This is a genomic window from Candidatus Dependentiae bacterium, assembly GCA_016191325.1.
Taxonomy (GTDB): Bacteria; Babelota; Babeliae; order Babelales; family JACPOV01; genus JACPOV01.
The window spans coordinates 842,147-863,053 of record JACPOV010000008.1; the positions used below are offsets into that span (position 1 = coordinate 842,147).

Consider the following 20,907-nt stretch of genomic DNA (forward strand, 5'->3'; position numbering starts at 1 on the left):
CGCAAAAAACGTTTTACCTAACTAAAGGACCTTTATAATTATGGAACCTCCTTCGCTTTTTGATCATGTAATGTATACCGAAATAATCGGTTTTGTTGTTGCACTCATTTTTTGTGCAATATTTTCTTTCCTGGAAACGAGTATTACAGCACTGCGCCTTTTCAAGCTTAAAGAACTTGCAAGCAGTACTTCTTCCCGTTATAGAACACTCATGACGACCCTCGAAGAGAATCCGCATCAAGTTCTCATTACCATATTAATTGCAAATAATATCGCAAACGTTACCGCTGCTGCGTTGATTACCAACGTTATGGAGCGGATTTTTGCGCATCTTAATCTTTCTGGTAGCCTTGGATTTTCGCTCGGCATCGGTATTGCTACGATCGCCATTTTAATTTTTGGGGAAGTTATTCCAAAAAACATGGCTAAAGTTCATGGCCCCGCATTATTGCCATCGACGATGTGGTTCACCAATTTTATTTTCTATCTTTTTTATCCGCTCGTAACATTTCTCCTTAAATTTTCATCAAGCGTCATCGCTTTTTTTGGCGGCTCTTCTGAACCGTCTGAATCGGTTACTTCAGAACACGAAGTACGCTTTTTAATCGATTATATTAATGAAAAAGGATTAATGGAGCGTGAAAAAACTGAAATGCTCCAAAGCATTTTTAAGCTTGGCAGCAAATCGGTACGCGAAATTATGGTTCCTGCAAGCGATATAGTAATGATCAGCTCAGACACACCTTTAAAACGAGCGGTCGAAACTTTTTCAAAATATCAGTTCTCTCGCTTTCCTATTTACGATGGTACGGCCGATAATATTATTGGCATGATCCACCAAAAAGATGTTTTTGTCGTTATGTCAAAAGGGGAAGAAAAATCGCTTACTGAGCTTGTTCGCCCCATTCTTTTTGTTCCTGATACCATGCGCATAAACCAATTGCTGCGCGAATTTAGAGAGCAGCGCAAACATATCGCAATCGTACTCAATGAGCACGGAATTATTACCGGTTTGGTAACGCTTGAAGACGTTCTTGAAGAAATTGTCGGCGATATTAGTGATGAATATGAACCAATCACTGAAAAAATTGTACCGCATGAAAAAGGCGGCTGGATTGTTGATGGTGCAGTTGATCTTGAATCACTCGCCAAAGTTTTGCACATCACTTTCGAACATGAAGAAGATGTTGTTACCCTTGGTGGTTTTTTAACCTACCAACTGCAGCATTTACCTAAAAAAGGCGAATCGATAATTTATAAATCGTATAAATTCCAAGTTCAAAAAGCGAGCCCTCGTCGCGTTTCTCAAGTGCTTGTAACGCACGAAAAATCGAATACTATAAAAAAATAATTTTGATGTTCTCGCTATGGTTCGATACAATTTCTCGCAAAGTTCGAAATCACTCACCACGAGCGGAACTAGTCATTTTTTTCTTCCCCCGCTCGCCCTGAGTGATTTTTAACGAAGTTAAAAATTATATCGAAGGGTGCGCATCATAAAGTTGACTGCCTAATAATCTTTTTTTTAGTATTTCTGCAGCATAAAATAATTTTGGCTCAGGAGCTGAGAATGAAGATACATTACGTTTTATTGATCGCATGCTGCTTTTTCTCTTCTAAAAATTATACCGCATCGCGCGCTTCAGGTTCCCTGAATGAACGCCCCGTGATCTATTTTCCCGTTCCGCTTTACACTGAAAATGAACAGCGAGAAATCATTGAACACATCGATGATCAAACTACACAAAAACCAAAAATCAATTGGTTTCGTCATTTATTGTGCATTGTAGCAAATATTGGAAAAGCGATTCTTGAACGAGAAAACAAAGATCAAATGCATTTGCATGTTGGCAATATTTTTAATAATGTCGCTTCGCTTGCTCAAGAATTTTCTGCTCGATCGCTTTCTTTGCCGGATAGAAAAAGAGCAATAGACCTATTAATTGAACAAATTCAAGATCTTGCACAAACGCTTCCTGAACCGGTCGTAGTCTGCGGCAAAAAAAATCTCTTATGCATCCAACATTAATTAGTGCGCGCTATACACTGCACGATGCATGGCATCATAGAATTGTTTCCTTTGCATCAGCATTGTGCGCATCATTATTTTTTATGGGCTCTTTTTTTACAACGCTTATTGTGAGCGGGCATACGAAAGTGCTGATAGATTTTTGCTGCGGCGCCTATCATCTTTTTTCGATCATGTTTGTTTTAATTTTTGTAGTGAATTATTTGCATCGGCTAGAGCAAACGCATTTTTATCATTGGTTTTTAACGAGCGGCTGCACTCGCTATGCATTTTTAATCGGTTCATTTTGTGCATTTTCGATCATTATCTTTGCAAGTGCATTCTTATTTTTTTTCTCCATCCTTCTTTTTTTATATTACCAAACGAACATTTGGTTTTTTTATCTCTGGCCCGCATTTTGCATGTACGCACTAGAAGGAATTTTATTAATTTCTTTTGCTCTTTTTTGGAGCATGCTTCTTTCTCTTTATTGGTGCTATGCAGCCCTTCTTGGATCATATCTGATGTGCGTTCTCAATCATTCTTGGATTGCTATAATGCAACAAAAAACTGGAGGCATTGCTCGGATTGCATGCTTTGCGTTTTATTATTTAATGCCGGATTTGGAGCTTATTAACATTCAATCGAACGTGATGTACGAACTGCCGATTAATTATGCGCACGTTTTTTTTGCAATTTGTTATAGTGCGTGCTTTTGCGCAGTGATATTGTTTGCAACAATAAAAATTTTTGAGAAAAAGAATCTATAATGATTCTTAAAATTTTCAACCTATTATTGCCCTAACCTTGTTGTAGCAATAGCCTATACCCTGGGCAGCTTTCTGAGCATAGTTAATTGCTCTATCAGGATAGTAATACGCACAAACCGCACCGATTATCAATCCAGCTTTGATACCCCAAAAAAATCTATCTTTTATTGATTCTCTATATTTTTGCTGTTCAACCGTGCACAACATAACTCGTTTGACTTCCGAGTTTGGAAATACTGTTTGAATAGGAACCATATGATTAAAAAGTTCTGGCCTCACTTGAATGACATCGCTTTTTATGGACGATTTCTTTTCTTTAGTCTTATTCATTCTTGCGACAGCCTGATAAAGAATTTCAAATGAATTCGTATGCGTTTTTGAGAGTGCTCCCTTAAGCTCTATAGGTTTTTCAAGTGGATATAAACTATCAAAATAAAGTATTTGAGTTCTCACTATTTCTGGTTCAATTCTTCTGAAATCTTCTAAGATTCTTTTAGCCTCGATTTCTTTTTCACCCAAATCATTTGAAGTTACTACTTGGACGTCTTTATCATCACTTGCGCACGTTGAATATTTATAAAATTGTTCTCTATCAAAATGTAAATTTTTATTTTTAACAATTTCGCGCGCCCGATTAATAAGACCTACAATCATTTCCTTATGGCCAAAAGCCATAAAATAAATCTCAGGATCTGTATGATGATGCAATTTTTCATAAAACAATGAAATGGTTTTCATGTATCGTTGCAGTGAACCCACCGCTTTTGCATCAATTTCATTATTAAAACCCAGAATATCGCCAGTAGAATAGTCTAAAATACGCTCTGGCAATTTCACCTTACGTCCTATTGTTGTTTCAAAAATATTTGTTGGCTCCATGATCAGCATTTTACCCGTTGAAGGTACAAACTCCATATTATTACCATCTATGAGCTCTAATCCCGAGTTGTATATTTTTCCGGATGGAACATCTACTATACAAATAGATTTGCTTTTCCTTGGAGAAATGAATATGCAGGATCCTGGCGCGGGATTGGCATCATTTATTTGATGACTATCTATATTTAATTTGTCATAACTGTTTTCTGGGCGAGGGGCGTAAAAAGAGAAGTTTTTTTTACATCTTTCATCATATTGACTTGCAGTCGAAAAAATACCAGAAAAACGCTCGAGCGGGACATAAATTGAATCTCTACTCAGGCTTCCGGTATGAATATAGTATTCGTTTTTAGGGATAATCGGTTCCCACTTTTTTTCAGATTCTTTGGATCGCACAGTAATTGTTCGATCATCCTCGTTTTTAGAAACTTCAAAATTATTTGAAAATAAGTAGAAGGGCGCAACATGAAAAGAGTACTGTTCTTTTACCTGGGTGCCCCCTATTTCCCTTAGCATTCCCCCGACTTCATATTCCTTAGTATCCACTATTGTGCCCTTCTTCTTTTTCACCAAAGGAATATAGTCTCTTTCTTTACGGAAATCTTGAATCATATGACGCCAAATTTCCTGCCGCACGCCGGTGGGCGAATTTTTTAATACATAATGCGCAAAATCTTCTGGTTTCAATTGCTTAAAAAGTGGAGTCATTTGAGCGGTGCTAAGAAAACAGTTTCCAAAAAACAGCAGCCCCCAACAAAGAATAGTAAGCATAAAAAGTCCCTAAATTTCAGTTCGTGTAAAAAAGCATACCAAAAACTAAAATTTATGCACAAAAACGCCATCTTCTGGGATTATGCAAGAAAACGGCTGCTAGACAATTTCTTAAGATCAATTTACAATTATAAATAGAATCAAAAAAACCATTTTTTACCCTTTTTTTACATAAGAATACAAGATTATGTCAGCTTCAAAAATACGTAATATTGCAATTATTGCTCACGTTGACCATGGTAAAACTACCTTGGTTGATAAACTTCTGCGCCAATCGGGCACTTTGACCGATATGCAAACTGACCGCGTTATGGACTCAAATGCCATTGAAAAAGAACGTGGTATTACCATTTTGGCAAAACAAACCGGTATCTATTATAACGATTACAATATCAATATCGTTGATACCCCGGGCCATACCGACTTTGGTGGCGAAGTTGAGCGTACCTTGCAGATGGTTGAAGGCTTTTTACTTCTGGTTGACGCTGCTGAAGGCGTTCTTCCAGGAACACGTTTCGTTTTGCGCAAAGCACTCGAATTGAACCTGAAGCCGATTGTTCTTATTAATAAAATTGACCGTCCGGACGCAAATATTGAACATACCGAAAATGCGATCCATGATCTTTTCCTCGATTTAGCGACCGATTCTTCTCAGCTTGATTTCCCGCTTCTTTACGGTTCGTCTAAACTAGGATTTGCTGGCCATGATTCAGCAGCTCGCTCAGGGGATATGAATCCTCTTTTTGAAGCAATAATAAAAAATGTTCCATCTCCAAAACCATATGCTGATTACCTGCAAATGCTGGTTACCAGTTTGGATTATTCAGACTTTTTGGGCACTATCGCTATCGGGCGCGTTTTTAGCGGCTCGATGAAAGTTGGCCAAGATATCGTTTGTTGCAAAGATAGCACGATCGGCAAGCCAACTAAAATCACAAAAATTTACACATTCCATGGCCTTCAAAGAAAAGAAACACCTGAAGTAAGCTACGGTCAAATCGTGGCAGTTACTGGATTTAACGAGCCGGTGACTATTGGTATGACTCTTTGCCAAATCGATCAACCGCACCCATATCCGTACGTTTCTATCGATGAACCGACATTGTCGGTCTTCGTTTCGGTAAACGATTCTCCATTTAGCGGTCGAGATGGAAAACTTTTAACTTCTCGTCAAATTAAAGATCGCCTTGAAAAAGAGCTAAAAATTAACGTCGCATTACGCGTTGAGCCAACCGATTCGCCAGAAACCTTTAAAGTTTCAGGACGCGGCCAACTGCATTTGGGAATTTTATTTGAAAATATGCGCCGCGAAGGCTTTGAATTCCAACTTTCTGCGCCTGAAGTTATCTACAAAACGATCGACGGCGAAAAATGCGAACCGATCGAATATGTGGTTATCGATATTGATCCTGAATATCAAGGGATCATTATGGAACGCTTGGGCAAAAAGAAAGCTGAGCTTAAAAATCTTATTCAGCAGCATAACGGCCGCTTGCGCATGGAATTTGAAATTCCTGCACGCGGACTTCTAGGTTTCCGTTCTCAATTCTTGACCGATACACGCGGAAACGGTCTATTTACCACTCAATTCCATGGGTATCAACCATATAAAGGCGATATTCCAGGCCGCACTAAAGGTGCAATGGTTTCGATGGATAACGGCGTTGCAACTGCGTATGCTCTCGATAACTTACAAGATCGTGGCACACTTTTTGTTAGCCCTACCAACGAAATTTATGAAGGCATGATCGTTGGTGAAAATAGCCGCGATAATGATATGGACGTCAACCCATGCAAAGCAAAAAAACTCACAAACATGCGCGCTTCCGGATCTGATGATCTGATTAAAATTATTCCTGCGCGCGTTATGGAGCTTGAACGTTGCATGGAATGGATTCAGCCTGATGAGTTAATCGAAGTAACACCGCATCATATTAGATTGCGCAAGAAAATGTTGCGCGCTTCATTGCGAAAATAACGTTTCTTAATTTTTCATGGCACGCTACAAATTTATATTAGCATACGATGGCACTGCATATTCAGGCTGGCAACAACAGCCTGATAACTCTGCCGTGAGCAATGTGCTTGAAAAAAAATTTAAAGAAGTTTTTTTCCGGCCAATTTCTGTCATCGGTGCCTCACGTACCGATGCAGGTGTGCATGCCCTTGGGCAAGTTGTTATTTTTGATTCGGAACTTTCAATAGAACCGCACATGCTTGAACGAGCTTGGAATAACAAATTGCCCACTGATTTGCTTATTCGTTCAATAGAATACGCACCAACATCATTTCATCCTCAGGCAAACGTCAAACAAAAAGAATATTGGTATCATTTTTTTGTGGATCGCCCCTTGCCATTTGCAGCGCGCTACGGATTTTGGATGCGACACGAAATCGATCTAAAAAAACTAAATGATGCTCTACAAATCTTTGTTGGAACACATGATTTCCGCTCATTTTGCAGCGGCGAACAACCAACCACTGTGCGAACGGTAGATGAAATTTCTGTTTCATATATAAAAAGATTTGGTGTCTATCGCATTAGAGTTCGTGGCCCTAAATTTTTGCGATATATGATTCGCAGAATGGTGGGCGCAGCACTTGAAGTTTCATCACGACCTGGGTTATCAATAAGATATATTGAAGAAATATTGCATGCAAAAAATCCTGAGCACAGGCTCCCAAATGCACCCGCTCATGGATTAATGCTCGCTCATATTGAATATAATGAAGGATCTCATGAGTAAATTCTCTCGTAGTCGCCTGCTCGCGTTTGCTCTGGCAATTTCAGTTCTTGTTGGCGGTGGCATTGTTGCAGTTCACCACTTTACTACAAAAACAAAAATTGAAGTTTTAGATTTTGATGAAACCAGAGATAAGTCGTTCATTCTAGATATTTTCAAGAACGATTGGTACTGGCTCGTGAGTGAATATTCAACCGATTTCTCTCCCGAATATATGCTGCATTATCGTGCATCGTCAAAAAGCGCAGAAAATATTGGTGACCTAACGATAAAAGTAATTTATGAAAATGGAAAACCTGTTGGGTTCACCGCATACCATAAATTATCGCTCTATGTGGGGCGCATTATCTTCGTAGCGGTAGATAAAAATTTTCGATCCAAAGGATATGGGTATAAGCTTCTGCAATTGGCGGTTGATGATCTAAAATCTCGCGGTGCACAAAAAATTCGCCTCGTCACTCGTACCAACAATGCACCGGGAATCAAGCTTTATACACGATTTGGTTTCAAAGAAACAAGCCGCGATGAAGATGGATTTCTCTATTTTCAATATGATGTATAATCAGAGATAAATGATCGTTTAAATATATACATCTTACAAAAAAGAAAATGGGTCGAAGCGTTTCTAAAACAAAAATTATTTTTCTTACCTTGCTGGTAATCAGCACGACAATTTATTTTAAAGATAAATGGTCCTATTCTCCTTATCCTCAAGGGACAAAAATGCTCATTTTTGATTTTGATGGAACTATCGCCGATTCGCTTCCCGCCATTTTTCAAGCACTTAATAATAATGCTTCATATTTTGGTTACAAAACAATTGAACGAATTGAACTGCTTGCAGGTAAAGATAGTTCTGAATTCTTAAAAGAATTTGAAATTTCTTCAATTAAACTCCCATTTGTTGTTCAAGCTGTTCGCAATGAAGTAAATAAAAAAATTACATCAATTCAGCCATTTGATCAGCTGAAATCAATTCTTGATCAATTGAAAGCCAAACAGGTTAAGCTTGGCATTGTAACATCAAACTCGACTCAAAATGTTAAAGAGTTTCTCGCTTACCACAATCTCGATTACTTTGATCTCATTCATGGAGGCAGCAGTTTGTTTGGTAAAGGAAAAATTTTAAAAAAGCTTCTCAACGATCATAATCTTGAAGCCTCAAATGTTATTTATATAGGTGATGAAACGCGCGATATTCAAGCTGCTCAAGAAAATCATATTCGTTGCGCAGCAGTCACCTGGGGCCTTTGCACAGCAGAGAGGCTCGCTGCATATAAACCAGATTTTATTGTTCATGATAAGTCTGATTTATTAATGCTTGCGCAAATAATCTAACTCTTACTTTCTCACTAAAAATAGAAGCATCGAAATAAAACTCAGCATTGCTGCATAAGCAAATCCAATGACGGGCGACCATACGCTCCAAAGAGTACCAACCACCACACTTGAGATGAAATCACCAATTCCATCAACTGCTTGCAAAATACCAAGCCCCGTTCCCCGAATATTTTCCGGCAAGAGCGATGCTGCATATGCTTTTTCAAGTGCTTTTACAGTGCCCGTGCTCAATCCGGCAAGAGCAAAAAACAAAAACCAAAGTGCCGCATGCGTTGGTTGAAACATAAAGCAGATGCTGGTTATCCCAAAAGTGCCGAATCCCAAAATCGCTAAAAGATTTTTTCGGTTTACGAAATCACTTAATGAACCAATGCCCAATTCGCTGGTTGCACGAATGATATTAAAAAAAGTATAGAATAAAATTGCCCATCCGCTTCCAATAAGAGAAGATGTTCCTATTCCTGTAAATTTCTCTTGTGCCCGATAAATTAAGAGCGTTTGATTGAAATTACCAATGCCAAAAAGGAACATAACAAAAAGGAAATGTATAAAGTTGGCGGGCAACGTTTTAATTGTTCGCAGGAATGGTGTTTTTCTTTGCTGGGTTCTTTCGCCTTGTTTTTTTCGCTCGTTAAAATGATGAGTGAGAGCACTGAAAATATACCCGGAATAATCGCTACGAAAAAAATAGTACGCAATGATACTTTGTTTAAGATAAAAAAAGTAATAAGCGGACCAACGATTGCTCCCGTACTATCGAGTGCCCTATTAAATCCAAAGGCTCGGCCGTAGTAGCTTGATGCAACGATTTTAGAAAGCCAGGTATCTCGGATGGGTTCTCTCATTGCCCTAAAAATCCATGCCGCTGTTTTATAGAAAAGTACTAGCCAAATAGAGGTTGCTGTGCCAATTAAACTTATAAAAATCGGCATTAAACCATAACCTGCGATTAAATATGGTTTATAAAACTTCGCTTTATCCGCAATACGGCCTGCAATAATTCGAGTGCATGCAGCTAGTCCATTTGCAACCCCTTCAATGAGTCCTAATGCAAAAGCTCCATATGATGGACCAACCAATTGCTCAATAAAAAATGGCAAAATTGGTGTTGTCATTTCAAAACAAAAATCGCTGAAAAAACTTGTGAGCCCAAATCCAACAATATTTCTATTCAACCATGAGCGCTCAATCTTCATTATTTTTTCTCCATCTCTTATGACAATAGAATGTTCATACGATTGTTCTTGGCCTTATCTTCTCATCGATCATTTGCTCAGCGTTGCCATGATCTTCAGCGACGCAAAGTATTCCGTGCTCTTTTTTCTAATTGCTTTCTAGTTAATTGTTCCTATTCTAGAATTGCAATAAACCTATTTTATTTCTTATTCGGATGACTATGCGCGTGCGACGAAGCAAAAAAGTCTTTAACTAATATTGCCCACTCTTCTGCGGTACTGCTTCTCGGCCGAATATAGAGATAGCAAGTATTCGTATCAAAAACTGGAAGATGCGAAATATCTTCTTTGCCAGGAATAAAGTGATATTGAAAGATAACGCTATCTTTTACTTTGTACAGAACCCATGCCGCCCCGATCAAGTCATGCTCATCTATTCTTACTCTTTCTATTAAACAAGATGTATCGCGAGTCTTTAATCGTTCAATTCCATTGCGCCATTGCTTTCTATATTCGTCAAGACTCCAGTAATCCAAAGGTATCCAAAAAGTTTCACGAAATTTTCCTATTGTAATAGAGGCAGGATGTCGCATTTCTCCAGATATTTTAATTGGATTTTTCTTTAATGCTCGGATATTGAATCCGTTCACAGTTATTATTTTTTCTTCAGAAAATGATGCTCATGCCACGAAGCAAAAAAATCTTTTGCTGGCATTTTCCATTCTTCCAATTCATTACTTCTCGGTCTTATATGCATATACCAAGTTTTGGTATCAAAAGGCGGAAGATGAACGGCCATTTCTTCATCGGGAAGAAAATGATATTGAAAAATGATAGTATCTCCTTGTTTATATAAGACCCATGCAGAGACGACAACTTCAGTATCTATCTTCCGTATTTTTACAACCAAACATGAAGAATCATGGGTTTTAAGCCTCTGAATACCCTCTTCCCATTGTTTTTTATATTCCTGAAGATTCCAATAGCTCAACGCCATCCAAAATCTTTCATTAAAATTTCCTATAGTTATCTTTCCTGGTTGACGAGTTTCCCCTTCAAATTTTATAGGATTTCTTTTTAGAACTCTGATATTAAATTGTTCCATAAATTATTTTCTTATCTTGTTAAGATCTTTGTCTAGAGTACCGGTCCTGCCACTTCTACCAAATTCTTTCCATACACCTCCTCCGTGATTATCCTGGTCTGGACTAATCCATCTATTTGCGTTTGGATCTTTAAACACAGGTGGCTTACCGTGGCCCGTTAGATCATCAATCACTTTTTTAGGAGGATTTTTATCTTCGACCCAACCGTTGCCATCAGCCCATTGACGCGCCTCTTTATTCGTAAGTTTCTTTAAAATATGTGGGATCAAGAATGGAAGAATGGCAATAGTCAAAAAAAATTCATAATTTGCTGCAAACCAGGCAACACAGGCTAAAACAGGAGGGAAAAAGTTGTGCGCCATGATATTATGCTTAGTGACGATATAATGATAATGATATTTAACATGCAAATCATAAACTTCTGTCGTTTTGTTTAGCATCTCTTTAGCGCGAACACACGGCGGTTTCTTTTTATAGAATTCTGACTTTTCTTGATAACTAAGACCGGGAGGAGGAGTCGCTAATCCATTTAGAAAACAATCTGCCAACGGAAATATTTCTTCAGATGCCTGTAATTCTTTAGAAGCACGCCACCCAAATAATAAATGCCAAAATTGTTGATCTAACGTTGTTTCTAATACGCTTTCATGCTCAATGCCTATTTTAGCAATCTGATTAACTGTTTTTTTTCGCGTCGCCGCAACAGTACCGATTGTTTCACAGCTATTCCAATATGAACGGCACGTTACTTTATCTCCAACTTTTATCTGTTCAATTGGAACAAATCCATTTGGCGTTAGTACAGGTGTCCCCGCAACAAAGCCACCCGCAATGATGGCATTATTAAAAAAAAAATTGATGAATGCGAAAAAAACGATATAGCGCTTATTAAAAATATTTGCTTTATCCATGAAACTACTTCCCCTTTTAGACAAAATTAAGATAATTGTCATCAGGTTAATATTAACCAGGGCGTCGTCAAGAATTTTCTCTTATCTTTTCATCTCATTCGGAACAGTGCAATTTATCTGTCTTAAAATCCATGGCGCAATATCGGCTAATTCTTTAAGCGAAGAAATATCCAATTTTTCTTTTTCAGAATTTATTGCGATAAAATAAACCGGATTTGTCGTATGCGATGTTTGCTCTTGCCCTGTTTGTGGGTCGATCATTTGCTCTGCCTTTCCGTGATCTCCGGTGATACAAAGTATGCCATGAGCTTTCTTCACTCCCTGCCATAATTTTTCTAATTGGTCATCGAGGCATTCGATCGCTTTAACCGTTGCATTAAAATCTCCTGAGTGCCCCACCATATCAGCATTCGCATAATTTATGAGAAAAAAATCGTACCGATTTTCTTGCAACGCCTCCAAAGCTTTTTTTGTAATTTCAGACGCAGACATGCACGGTGCATCCGCGTAGCTACGGTAACCGAGCGATGGAACTAATACACGCGTTTCATTTGTTAATGTTTGTTCTTTGAGCCCGTTAAAAAAATAAGTAACGTGTGCATATTTTTCAGTTTCCGCAAGTGCGAACGTTTTTTTTCCGTTTTCGCTTAATATTTCTTTTAAAGTATTTTTTATTTCGAGCGGTTTAATCAAAAATGGTGTATCGCTCTGTTTATCATACTGCGTCATCGTTATAAAAAACGAAAGTGGCATGTACGATCGAGAGAAATGAGAAAACGATTGAGCAACAAAAGCTTCTGTTAGTTGGCGCGCACGATCTGGCCTAAAATTAAAAAATAGTATGCCATCATCAGCTTCGATAATTCGCATCGCTTTAAGCTGGGTTGGCGGTAAAAATTCGTCAGAGATATTTTCTGCGTAATAATAATCAAGAGCCGCTCGCCATGATTCAAATTGAATCTCTTGAGGCTGGGTTAGCACCTGATATGTTTGCTCAATTCTTTCCCAATGCTGATCGCGATCCATTGCATAAAATCTACCATGCAGAGAGCCTATTGTTCCAATACCATTTTCTTTGCACCATACTTCCAATTCATTTAAAAAATACTCCGCTGATCGTTGCGGTACATCGCGTCCATCAAGAATCGCATGAACAACTACTCGCTCAATATTATTTTCTTTTGCTGCTTTTATGAGCGCATAAAGATGCCCAATGTCGCTGTGAACTCTGCCATTTGAAACTAATCCAATTACGTGGAGTTTATTTTTTTTATTAATTTTTTTGAATGCATTAATGAGCACTTTATTTGAAAAAAAGTTACCGCTCTTAATTGCTGTATCAATGCGCACCGCATCACTTTCAATTCGCCTACCAGCGCCAATTGTTAGATGCCCCACTTCAGAATTACCAATTTGGCCTTGTGCCAAACCAACTGCTTTACCTGACGCAGCAAGCACTGTATGTGGATATTTTTCAAGAACCATTTGAAAAAAAGGTTTTTTTGCGTGCGCTATCGCATTTCCGGTAGTTTGCGCACTCGAACCAAAGCCATCTAATATCACTAAAACTAACGGTTTTTTTTCCATAGCCAGCTCTCGTTTCTTTTTTTTATATATGGTACACTCCGCTCAATTGATAGCGTACTCTTCGTCTTAATCTAGTGCCAAGAGGCAGGAGTTTGGAAGCTATTAATTTTTTTTATTGAAGCATTTTGAAATAATGAATTGTGGAAGGATATACGATGATGCCACTATTGTTTATAGCTTTATCTTTTTTTACCGCCTCTGCGGCAAATAATATTATGGAATTCGATGAACTTGATCGCGATAGCATTTGTATTATTCGCCTTACAGATCGTGCAACGCAAGAAACATGCATTTGCGTTATCGAGCCTGATGCATTAGCTACAGAAAAAATTACTATTTTGCCGGAGCATTGTTCAAAAAATTGTGTATTGTGGGATTTCTATTCACATCCACAATTTGAAAAATCTCGTAATCGCCTAACGCATTGCTCAGATAATGAATCTAATCAGATCATTCTTTCTATAGAATTTTCCAAAAATACAGCCACAGTAGCGGTTTCCCTTGATAATTCTTTAAAGTTTGAAGATGCGATCATTGTATCACTAGAAGCGATAGCTTCTTTAATTGACGATGCTGTCACATTGGCTATGCAAAGCCAACAAACACCAACAGGCGGCGATCCTGAAGATCCTGAACCAACAGAAACAGGCACAGGTACGGGGCAAATTCAAGCTCCTTATGCACTCGCTTCAGAATTTGAAGCGTATCCAGATGAAATTCCTGCAACGATTAAACGCAGCGGGGCTACTTATACCGATTACGCTCGCCAAGCGTACGCTCTCGCGCTGTATCACTATTATTTATTGACTGATTACCTGAATAGTTCTCTTAATAATGTAAAATCTTATTTTTTGCCAAATCGTTCACATGAAAAAAACTGCAACCGATAAACATCTTTTTGCACTTTATTATCCTGATGTGCAGCGGCACGCAAAATCGTCATTCATCATTACCGATGAGTTGATGGTTCATCGCATTGTTCGCGTTCTTCGCTTTGAAAAAAACGATCAATTTATCTTATTTGGTAACGAATTACATAGCACTGTTATACTTACCGCGATAGATAAGCATTCGATTACTATTCAAGTTTTGGATACGCAAGAGAATATTAAACTCACGCCATTAATTACCGTTTTTATTCCGGTCTTAAAACGAGAAGCGCTCGAAGAAGCAGTATACAGTGCCGTGGAATGCGGTGCGAATGAGATTCAGCTAATGATAACTGAAAAAACTCAACGCGCTTGGGGCGGTGCCAAAGAACAAGAGCGATTAGAAAAAATTATTATTGCCGCATCGGAACAAGCAAAACATTTTACACTTGCTCGACTTAAAGCACCAAAAGCATTCTTTGAGCTTTTGCAAAATAGTAAAAAAGAACCACTTATTTTTTTTGATTCCCAAGGTGAACACCTTTCTGAAACAATAAAAACATTGCATGGGCAAAAACATACCCATTTGCATTTATTGTTTGGGCCGGAAGCAGATCTTTCTTTAGCAGAAAAAGAGGCACTCAAAAAGCATAACGCCCTTTGTACTAAACTTACACCCACCATTTTGCGTGCACCGCAGGCGGTTGCTGTTGGTGTCGGCGCTATTCGTTCTTTTTTAGCGCAAGATGATAGTGCGCGATAAGTTGCGCGATGCATTTTTCAGCCCGATAATTCTGCGCTGTTTGTGCAGCACCTTGTGCAAGTTTTTCATGCAGCGTTTTATCGAGCGCTAACGTTTCTAATTTGGTTTTCATTTCATCGATGTTTGCAACTAGAAATCCATTGATCATTGATTGTACAATATCGCGCGAGCCGGGGGCATCAACCGCAATAACTGGTAACCCATTTGCCATTGCTTCGGCCAATACAAGGCCCTGCGTTTCTGTTTTTGATGCAAATATAAATGCATCTGCCGAGCGATATTCATCCAAAAGAATTTCCTGCGCTGGCTTTTCTATAAATCTGACTACGGTCCGATTAAATTTGCAGAATTCGTACGCATATTTTTGCAATTCATTATATAAAGATCCATAGCCAATCAATGTTAATTCAAATTTATTGGTATCAAGAAGCCGCATCATATCGAGCAGAAAAAATAAATTTTTCTCAGGCACAAATCTTGAAACTGTTAATAAGCGGAATCGCTTATTATTTTTTAGATGCTCGTTTGAAAAGAAGTGATCTCTTATTGGAGTCGGAATAACGGTGATCGATTTTTTAATGCCAACATCTTCGAGTTGTTTTTTTATTGATGAGCTGGGAGCAATAAGAAGATCGGTACGAGCGCAAAAACGTTGCACTAAATAGGTGATAGTTTTTGTCGTTACAGGCTGCGGCAGAAGTGGCACATAATGCGCATATTCTTCGTATTGCGTGTGATAGGTGAAAATAAGCGGTATATTATTTTTATCTGCTAATTGTTGAGCAACATCCCCAAGAAGAAATGGATGATGTACATGGATTATATCGGGGCAAAATTCTGCTATCAGTTTTTTCATATAGGCGTTAATCCTCCAAGGAACCGCCATATGATTGCCTTTGTGTAAAAAAGTAATTGCTGATGGAATTCGTATTACATACGGTTCATCAACGCAGGGAACACCAAAATCGAGCGTAATAAGGCGAACTTCATGGCCGTGCGCCATCAATTCATCGATCAAAATAGTAAGCGCACTCACAACACCGCCGCTATACGGCCTAAAATTATTTGAAACAAAAAGAATTTTAAATTTTCTCTGATCTTCGATCATGCATTATTCCAGTACGGTTATGTACGAACATAATTTTAGTGTATCCAGAATACGTTCTACCGCCAATGGATAAAAAATTAATAAAAATCAAATCTCTCTTGTAAATCCTGGGGTAAAAAAAAAGGGCGAGTGGAGTGTCCCCGCCTCGCCCTTATGATGGAGTAGAGTGTGTTCTTTTAGTACGCTCTTCCGCTTGTTGTTGCTACCGGTTGATTTATTGTCATTGCTGGTGTACCTCTTTGCGCCGGTTGAGATACATTCATCATGCCTCCCTTATCCATTTGGCTTGATATATCAGCAGGCATATTTTTTTGTAAACCTGATAAGTGCAATTGTACTTTTGAAATTCTGTCATCAAGTTTATCTATTTGGCCTTTGAGCGCTTGCGCTTGCGCACTGTTTTTATCAGAAATTGCATCGTATTGAGTATGTAAAGCATCCATACGCTCACCATAATCATTACGAAGTTTTTTCAGTTGCTCTTGAACCTCATCCCATTTCTTATCTTTAGCTAAATCATCGAAGACCGTCGGCTCCATATCTTTTTCTATTTCAGTATCAACTAAATCGTATCCCCAATATGGATAATAATCATTGTACACAACGGTAACCGCTTGCTGAGGAATTGAGTAATCATACCAAAGTGCCAATGCGCCTAAGCCCAAGAGTCCTGCGCCCCATCCCCATGCCCAAGGAGAGAAGCCCCAACCCCAGCCCCAGCCGCCCCACCAGCCATTACCCCAACCGTGGTTACGCCAACCATGATTTCCGTGGTGTGCAAATGAACGATTTCCTCGAGCACCGCGGCCAGCACCCCTGCCTCTACCCATTCCGCGCGCGCCACGACCTGTACCTCTACCTGCGGCTCCTCTGCCCATTCCGCGAGCACCACCGCGACCCATACCTCGAGCACCCGTTCGCGATACTCCGCGACCGCCGCCGGTTCGCGCCATTCCTCGCCCACCACCAGTACGGCCCATACCGCCACGACTCATCGATCGTCCGCCGCCACCACGACCCATGCCACCGCCGCGGCCCATTCCGCCACCGCGTCCACCACCACCGCCACGGCCGCCGCCGCCGCGAGCATCAAGCATATCAACAGCCGTTAAGCTGATGATTGCCGCAAGCATAATCACCAAAATTTTCTTCATCCTACTCTCCTTTTTGTGCGCACTTCGCGCATGTACACTTATGATTATTTTACTATTTGCAATTAAAACAACGCAATTAATTTTATCATTTTACTTATTAACCCTATTCTTGCGCATTTTTTTAAGGTGTGGATGAAAATTTATGTGCATGAGAGAAACAGAAAAAACAAAGATTCTTCTATCGCGAAATCACAGAAAAATGATGTAGTTTAAATTTGAAAAACAAATGAAGGAGATAAAAATGCATACATTTAAAGCTTTTTTGACAATGGTTCTCATTGCCCAACCGTTACAAGCAAAATTTCTCAATTTCGATAACCAAACGACGTGGCAAAAAATTGCATTTGGCGCGGGAACTTTGGGCTATTTAGGGTATATGGGATTTAAATATTATTCTTGTGAAAAAAAAGTTGCAGAAAATAAACTCTTTATAAAAAAACAAGAGGGCAAAGGTACAGTTCCCGCTCCCGATAAAATTGAAAAAATGTTTGAATCAGGAAAATTAGAGCTATTAGCGAAAAATCCTAACCCAGAATACAGGTGGAAACCGGAGGTGACTCGAATCCTGGCAGAAAATCGCAAATTTGTCCCAGGCTGTCTCACTCATATAACAAAATCTGCCCTTCATCCATTTGTTATTGAAAATGTATATATAACATTAAGTGAAAAAGATACCCATCAACCATTAATAAAATCAAATTCTCAAGATGAAGATAGCGACGCGAGCACTATCGGGGATTACGGCAAAAACCGCGTTTCATTTTACGATTCAAAATTCAAGATCAATGGATGGAAAGCGATAGTTTTAGTCCAAGCATCTATTGGATTAGGATTATTGTGCCAACAAACGGTGCGTTTAGTGGGTAAATAAAAAAGCAATGCAGCTATTAAGAGGCATCATTTATAAAGCTGCAGCTTATTTAAAAATTGTTGGCTGTTGCTATACTGAATCGGCTTTAATAATTTTAATGAGAGATTCTTTATGAAAAATTTAATGCGCATTTCTGCGCTCTTAGTGGTTTTAGCTTTGCCAATGCACGAATCGATCGCAGAGCAACAATATGGCTTTAGCGCTGATTCTTTCTCGAATGCAAAAAAAATTTCGACTGCCGTTGGCATCGTCTTTGGAATTGGATTTACTGCATATCAGCGCCATAGAGCAAATAGATTTATACAAAGTGAAAAAAATAATAAGAAGGTCGATGGATCGCACACACTTAAAACTATCTACGCAACTCTCGGCAGTATCACCAGCGCCACGAAAGATCATTCATTCTTCCCCTGGCAGGTTCAAACGTCAAAAGTTATTGTATGTAAAAGTGGCTCGGAAGACGAAACTCACGTACATGTGCCACAATTTGGTCCGTTAGTGGGATCTCTGCCAAAAGCACTCTTTACAGTTGGCGCATTTGCACTAATCGGATCGCAAATGCTGCGTTCACCTAGTAAATAGTTTTTTTGATAGTTTCATTTAGGGGATCGCATCAAGGCGGCCCCTTCTTTTTTAGGAAACGCTATGATTAAAGCTTTCAAGTTACCTGCTGTATTAATTATTGCATTCTTTTTGCCATTCCAAAATACTTTCATGCCCCGTCTTAATGCGGTCGATTCAAAGACAGTAGGTCTCTTTTCAGTCGGCGCAGCAACCGGTTTACTTATTTCACTTTTTCATCGCCATTGGGTGCTTGATAAAGTTGCACAAATTAATCAGATGCACGGTTCTGGTGAACTTTGCGATTCGACGCTTTGGAGTCCACTATCATTTAATGGAATTGATGATTCGGTGATCGGCCAACCGCTTGCTGCATCGTTAGAACAAACTTCGCCTGGAGAACAATTTGAATATAAACTAATCAGTAGCAGAATCCATTTGCCCACTTTTACGCTTACACAGCATACGATTACGAACGATTATTTAGTTAACAAAGAAAAAAATGGTAAAAAATTTGCGATTAAAAATCATACAAGTTTTCACGAGGTTAAATTGGGCAGTAGCTATCCATATTTTGCAGCTACCGCGCTGCTAACATTGGGGACTGGCTATGCATTCACGCTTTTAAATAAAAAATAAATCGAGCACAATGAATTATTCTTCTCGCATCCTAGTATTACTATTATTATTTTCTCAAAATGCTATTGATTCGTTTGATCAAAAAAATCTTTATGCTGCAGTTGGAATCGGTGCGATCACTTTAGTAGGAGTGCAATGGTGCTATTTGCATCAAGCTTCAAAAAAAATAATTCATGAAAAAAGAACCCCTTTTATTTTGGAAAAAGAAGATTCATTAAAAGATTATTTACAACCATATTGCCCGATCTTTTCAAGCATGATTAAACATCAAATTGAAACACACGAGTTAAATAAAAAAAAGAGTGGCGAAACAATTGAATCAACAATTATCTTCAAAAAATATAAATTCCCTTTTTTGTTTTGCATACAAAATAATCTCACTTTTGAGCACACCATTCAAGGTGCCGAAAATCCCTTTTCTGAGAATAAAATCGGTCTAGGAAAGATTATAAAGCATACCGCACAAGTAAAACCTGTTTTTTATACTGTTCCATTATTGAGTTTTTTTGCCGGCTGGATGTGCGCACGAATAGTTCAATCACATCCCAAAACTTCTAAGTAGCTCATCTATGGAAATCTATCTATATTTAGTTTTTGCCAATCAGCATCAAACAATTGAATGCCGCGATCGGTAAGTAAATGGTTGCTCGCTTGTTCAAGTACTGCAACAGGCAACGTGGCCGCATCAGATCCGGCAGCAATTGCTTCGTGAAGATGAAGCACTGAACGAAGTGACGCTGCAAGTAAACCGGTTTGATAATCATAGCAATCAAGCATTTCGCGAATTTCAAAAAGAAGATCGCTACCTTTTACATCAATATCATCCCATCTGCCGATAAACGGCGAAATATACGTAACGCCGAGTTTGCACATAAAAAGTGCTTGCTCCAGAGTGAAAACAAGCGTAACGTTCACACGCAGTCTATCTTCAACTAATTTTTTTATGACCGCATAATAATCTTTGTGGCACGGTACTTTCACAAGAATATTTTTGTGCAATTTTGCGATTTGATGGGCTTGTTCATATACTTTTTTCGGTTCTTTTTCGGTTATTTCCACCGAAATTTCGCCAGCAGGAAGCACTGCACAAATTTCATTCACCGTTTCCTTCGGGTTGCCACCCGCTTTTGATAAATGCGATGGATTAGTGGTAACGCCATCAATAAGGCCAGTTGTTGCCCATTGGCGAATTAATCCTATATCGGCAGTATCGAGAAATATCTTCATATACTTTCTTTTCCTATTCATAAACCAATTTACCAACAGTATCGCCCCAGATTATTATTGAGGTCAAGATAGCTAGATCTCTTAATTTCCAGCAATCGTGACTGAAAAGTCATGTGTAGGGATTAAAAATTCTTGCAGAGCTTCAAGTGCCTTGTTTATGGTAACATTTATAGATCATTATTTGTCAAAAAAAAGGAGACAACTTCAATGGCACAATTACAATTCAGCAAACTGGATAACACTACGCAAGGTATTATTTTATTTACCCTCGGCGTCGTACTTTTACTCTATACTCTCAATATTTTCACCGCTTGGTTCAATGCAATTCTTATCATTTGCGCGTTTGCAATGCTTGTAATCGGCGCAATAAAATTAGAATTACCTGATCGCTTAAAAAAATTATTGAAAAAAAGATAAGCGATC

Annotated in this window: 24 protein-coding genes; 14 read left to right on the plus strand and 10 right to left on the minus strand. The window is 38.7% G+C overall.

The genetic code is table 11. The features are described 5' to 3' along the window. The first annotated feature begins 40 nt into the window (after positions 1-40). The 3 genes from HYX58_04575 (at position 41) to HYX58_04585 (ending at position 2,778) form a co-directional block, all read left to right on the plus strand. Entirely contained in the window at positions 41-1,351 is a 1,311-nt protein-coding gene (locus HYX58_04575) for an HlyC/CorC family transporter (protein MBI2775252.1), read from the plus strand. Positions 1,352-1,570: 219 nt separating this feature from the next. Beyond that, positions 1,571-2,029, plus strand: coding sequence for a hypothetical protein (locus tag HYX58_04580; GenBank protein MBI2775253.1), 459 nt, complete (start codon positions 1,571-1,573; stop codon positions 2,027-2,029). Beyond that, positions 2,014-2,778, plus strand: coding sequence for a hypothetical protein (locus HYX58_04585; GenBank protein ID MBI2775254.1), 765 nt, complete (start codon positions 2,014-2,016; stop codon positions 2,776-2,778). Before HYX58_04580 ends, HYX58_04585 begins: the two co-directional genes overlap by 16 nt. A gap of 15 nt (positions 2,779-2,793) precedes the next feature. Here HYX58_04585 and HYX58_04590 read toward each other — a convergent pair whose 3' ends face one another. Further along, the gene (locus HYX58_04590) at positions 2,794-4,428 is read right to left on the minus strand and encodes a hypothetical protein (GenBank protein MBI2775255.1); all 1,635 of its coding nucleotides are present in this window, start codon (positions 4,426-4,428) and stop codon (positions 2,794-2,796) included. Positions 4,429-4,615: 187 nt separating this feature from the next. Between HYX58_04590 and typA the strand changes: the two genes are divergently transcribed. From typA to HYX58_04610, 4 genes are read left to right on the plus strand one after another with little or no spacing between them, the layout of a single operon-like run. Further along, on the plus strand, positions 4,616-6,406 hold the full coding sequence (typA, locus tag HYX58_04595) for a translational GTPase TypA (protein ID MBI2775256.1): 1,791 nt from the start codon (positions 4,616-4,618) through the stop codon (positions 6,404-6,406). Positions 6,407-6,422: 16 nt separating this feature from the next. Continuing rightward, positions 6,423-7,175 carry a tRNA pseudouridine(38-40) synthase TruA gene (truA, locus tag HYX58_04600; protein ID MBI2775257.1) on the plus strand — a complete coding sequence of 251 codons (753 nt, stop codon included), beginning with the start codon at positions 6,423-6,425 and terminating at the stop codon, positions 7,173-7,175. Next, positions 7,168-7,734, plus strand: coding sequence for a GNAT family N-acetyltransferase (locus HYX58_04605; protein MBI2775258.1), 567 nt, complete (start codon positions 7,168-7,170; stop codon positions 7,732-7,734). The genes truA and HYX58_04605 overlap by 8 nt, the downstream gene beginning before the upstream one ends. Before the next feature lie 47 nt (positions 7,735-7,781). Then, positions 7,782-8,510 (plus strand): HAD-IA family hydrolase, encoded by a 729-nt coding sequence (locus HYX58_04610; GenBank protein ID MBI2775259.1) that lies wholly within the window; start codon positions 7,782-7,784, stop codon positions 8,508-8,510. Between the two features lie 3 nt (positions 8,511-8,513). Here HYX58_04610 and HYX58_04615 read toward each other — a convergent pair whose 3' ends face one another. The 6 genes from HYX58_04615 to HYX58_04640 form a co-directional block, all read right to left on the minus strand. After that, complete coding sequence (locus tag HYX58_04615; protein MBI2775260.1) at positions 8,514-9,044, minus strand: MFS transporter; 531 nt, start codon at positions 9,042-9,044, stop codon at positions 8,514-8,516. Continuing rightward, positions 9,002-9,709 (minus strand): MFS transporter, encoded by a 708-nt coding sequence (locus HYX58_04620; protein MBI2775261.1) that lies wholly within the window; start codon positions 9,707-9,709, stop codon positions 9,002-9,004. Before HYX58_04620 ends, HYX58_04615 begins: the two co-directional genes overlap by 43 nt. A 179-nt stretch (positions 9,710-9,888) precedes the next feature. Continuing rightward, positions 9,889-10,338 (minus strand): hypothetical protein, encoded by a 450-nt coding sequence (locus tag HYX58_04625; GenBank protein ID MBI2775262.1) that lies wholly within the window; start codon positions 10,336-10,338, stop codon positions 9,889-9,891. Positions 10,339-10,343: 5 nt separating this feature from the next. Beyond that, entirely contained in the window at positions 10,344-10,793 is a 450-nt protein-coding gene (locus HYX58_04630) for a hypothetical protein (protein MBI2775263.1), read from the minus strand. Positions 10,794-10,796: 3 nt separating this feature from the next. Beyond that, the gene (locus HYX58_04635; GenBank protein ID MBI2775264.1) at positions 10,797-11,705 is read right to left on the minus strand and encodes a hypothetical protein; all 909 of its coding nucleotides are present in this window, start codon (positions 11,703-11,705) and stop codon (positions 10,797-10,799) included. Positions 11,706-11,786: 81 nt separating this feature from the next. Beyond that, a complete protein-coding gene (locus HYX58_04640) occupies positions 11,787-13,292 on the minus strand; it encodes a 2,3-bisphosphoglycerate-independent phosphoglycerate mutase (GenBank protein MBI2775265.1) in 1,506 nt (501 codons plus the stop codon). 155 nt (positions 13,293-13,447) lie between these two features. Here HYX58_04640 and HYX58_04645 point away from each other — a divergent pair, with 155 nt between their 5' ends. Next, positions 13,448-14,182, plus strand: coding sequence for a hypothetical protein (locus HYX58_04645; protein MBI2775266.1), 735 nt, complete (start codon positions 13,448-13,450; stop codon positions 14,180-14,182). Continuing rightward, positions 14,160-14,924 (plus strand): RsmE family RNA methyltransferase, encoded by a 765-nt coding sequence (locus HYX58_04650; protein ID MBI2775267.1) that lies wholly within the window; start codon positions 14,160-14,162, stop codon positions 14,922-14,924. Before HYX58_04645 ends, HYX58_04650 begins: the two co-directional genes overlap by 23 nt. On the opposite strand, the gene HYX58_04655 is transcribed toward HYX58_04650, so the two are convergent. Then, positions 14,884-16,032: a glycosyltransferase gene (locus HYX58_04655; protein MBI2775268.1), complete on the minus strand. Its 1,149-nt coding sequence runs from the start codon at positions 16,030-16,032 to the stop codon at positions 14,884-14,886. The genes HYX58_04650 and HYX58_04655 overlap by 41 nt on opposite strands. 176 nt (positions 16,033-16,208) lie before the next feature. Then, positions 16,209-17,186 carry a hypothetical protein gene (locus tag HYX58_04660; GenBank protein MBI2775269.1) on the minus strand — a complete coding sequence of 326 codons (978 nt, stop codon included), beginning with the start codon at positions 17,184-17,186 and terminating at the stop codon, positions 16,209-16,211. Between the two features lie 241 nt (positions 17,187-17,427). On the opposite strand from HYX58_04660, the gene HYX58_04665 reads away from it, so the two are divergent. The 4 genes from HYX58_04665 (at position 17,428) to HYX58_04680 (ending at position 19,819) form a co-directional block, all read left to right on the plus strand. After that, positions 17,428-18,057, plus strand: coding sequence for a hypothetical protein (locus tag HYX58_04665; GenBank protein MBI2775270.1), 630 nt, complete (start codon positions 17,428-17,430; stop codon positions 18,055-18,057). Positions 18,058-18,168: 111 nt separating this feature from the next. Then, entirely contained in the window at positions 18,169-18,639 is a 471-nt protein-coding gene (locus HYX58_04670) for a hypothetical protein (protein ID MBI2775271.1), read from the plus strand. 63 nt (positions 18,640-18,702) lie between these two features. Then, the gene (locus HYX58_04675) at positions 18,703-19,257 is read left to right on the plus strand and encodes a hypothetical protein (GenBank protein ID MBI2775272.1); all 555 of its coding nucleotides are present in this window, start codon (positions 18,703-18,705) and stop codon (positions 19,255-19,257) included. A gap of 10 nt (positions 19,258-19,267) precedes the next feature. Next, positions 19,268-19,819: a hypothetical protein gene (locus HYX58_04680; GenBank protein MBI2775273.1), complete on the plus strand. Its 552-nt coding sequence runs from the start codon at positions 19,268-19,270 to the stop codon at positions 19,817-19,819. 5 nt (positions 19,820-19,824) lie between these two features. Here the strand turns inward: HYX58_04680 and HYX58_04685 are convergent, their stop codons facing one another. Continuing rightward, a complete protein-coding gene (locus HYX58_04685) occupies positions 19,825-20,484 on the minus strand; it encodes a fructose-6-phosphate aldolase (protein ID MBI2775274.1) in 660 nt (219 codons plus the stop codon). A 207-nt stretch (positions 20,485-20,691) separates the two neighbouring features. Here HYX58_04685 and HYX58_04690 point away from each other — a divergent pair, with 207 nt between their 5' ends. Then, the gene (locus HYX58_04690) at positions 20,692-20,901 is read left to right on the plus strand and encodes a hypothetical protein (protein ID MBI2775275.1); all 210 of its coding nucleotides are present in this window, start codon (positions 20,692-20,694) and stop codon (positions 20,899-20,901) included. The last annotated feature ends 6 nt before the right edge of the window (positions 20,902-20,907 follow it).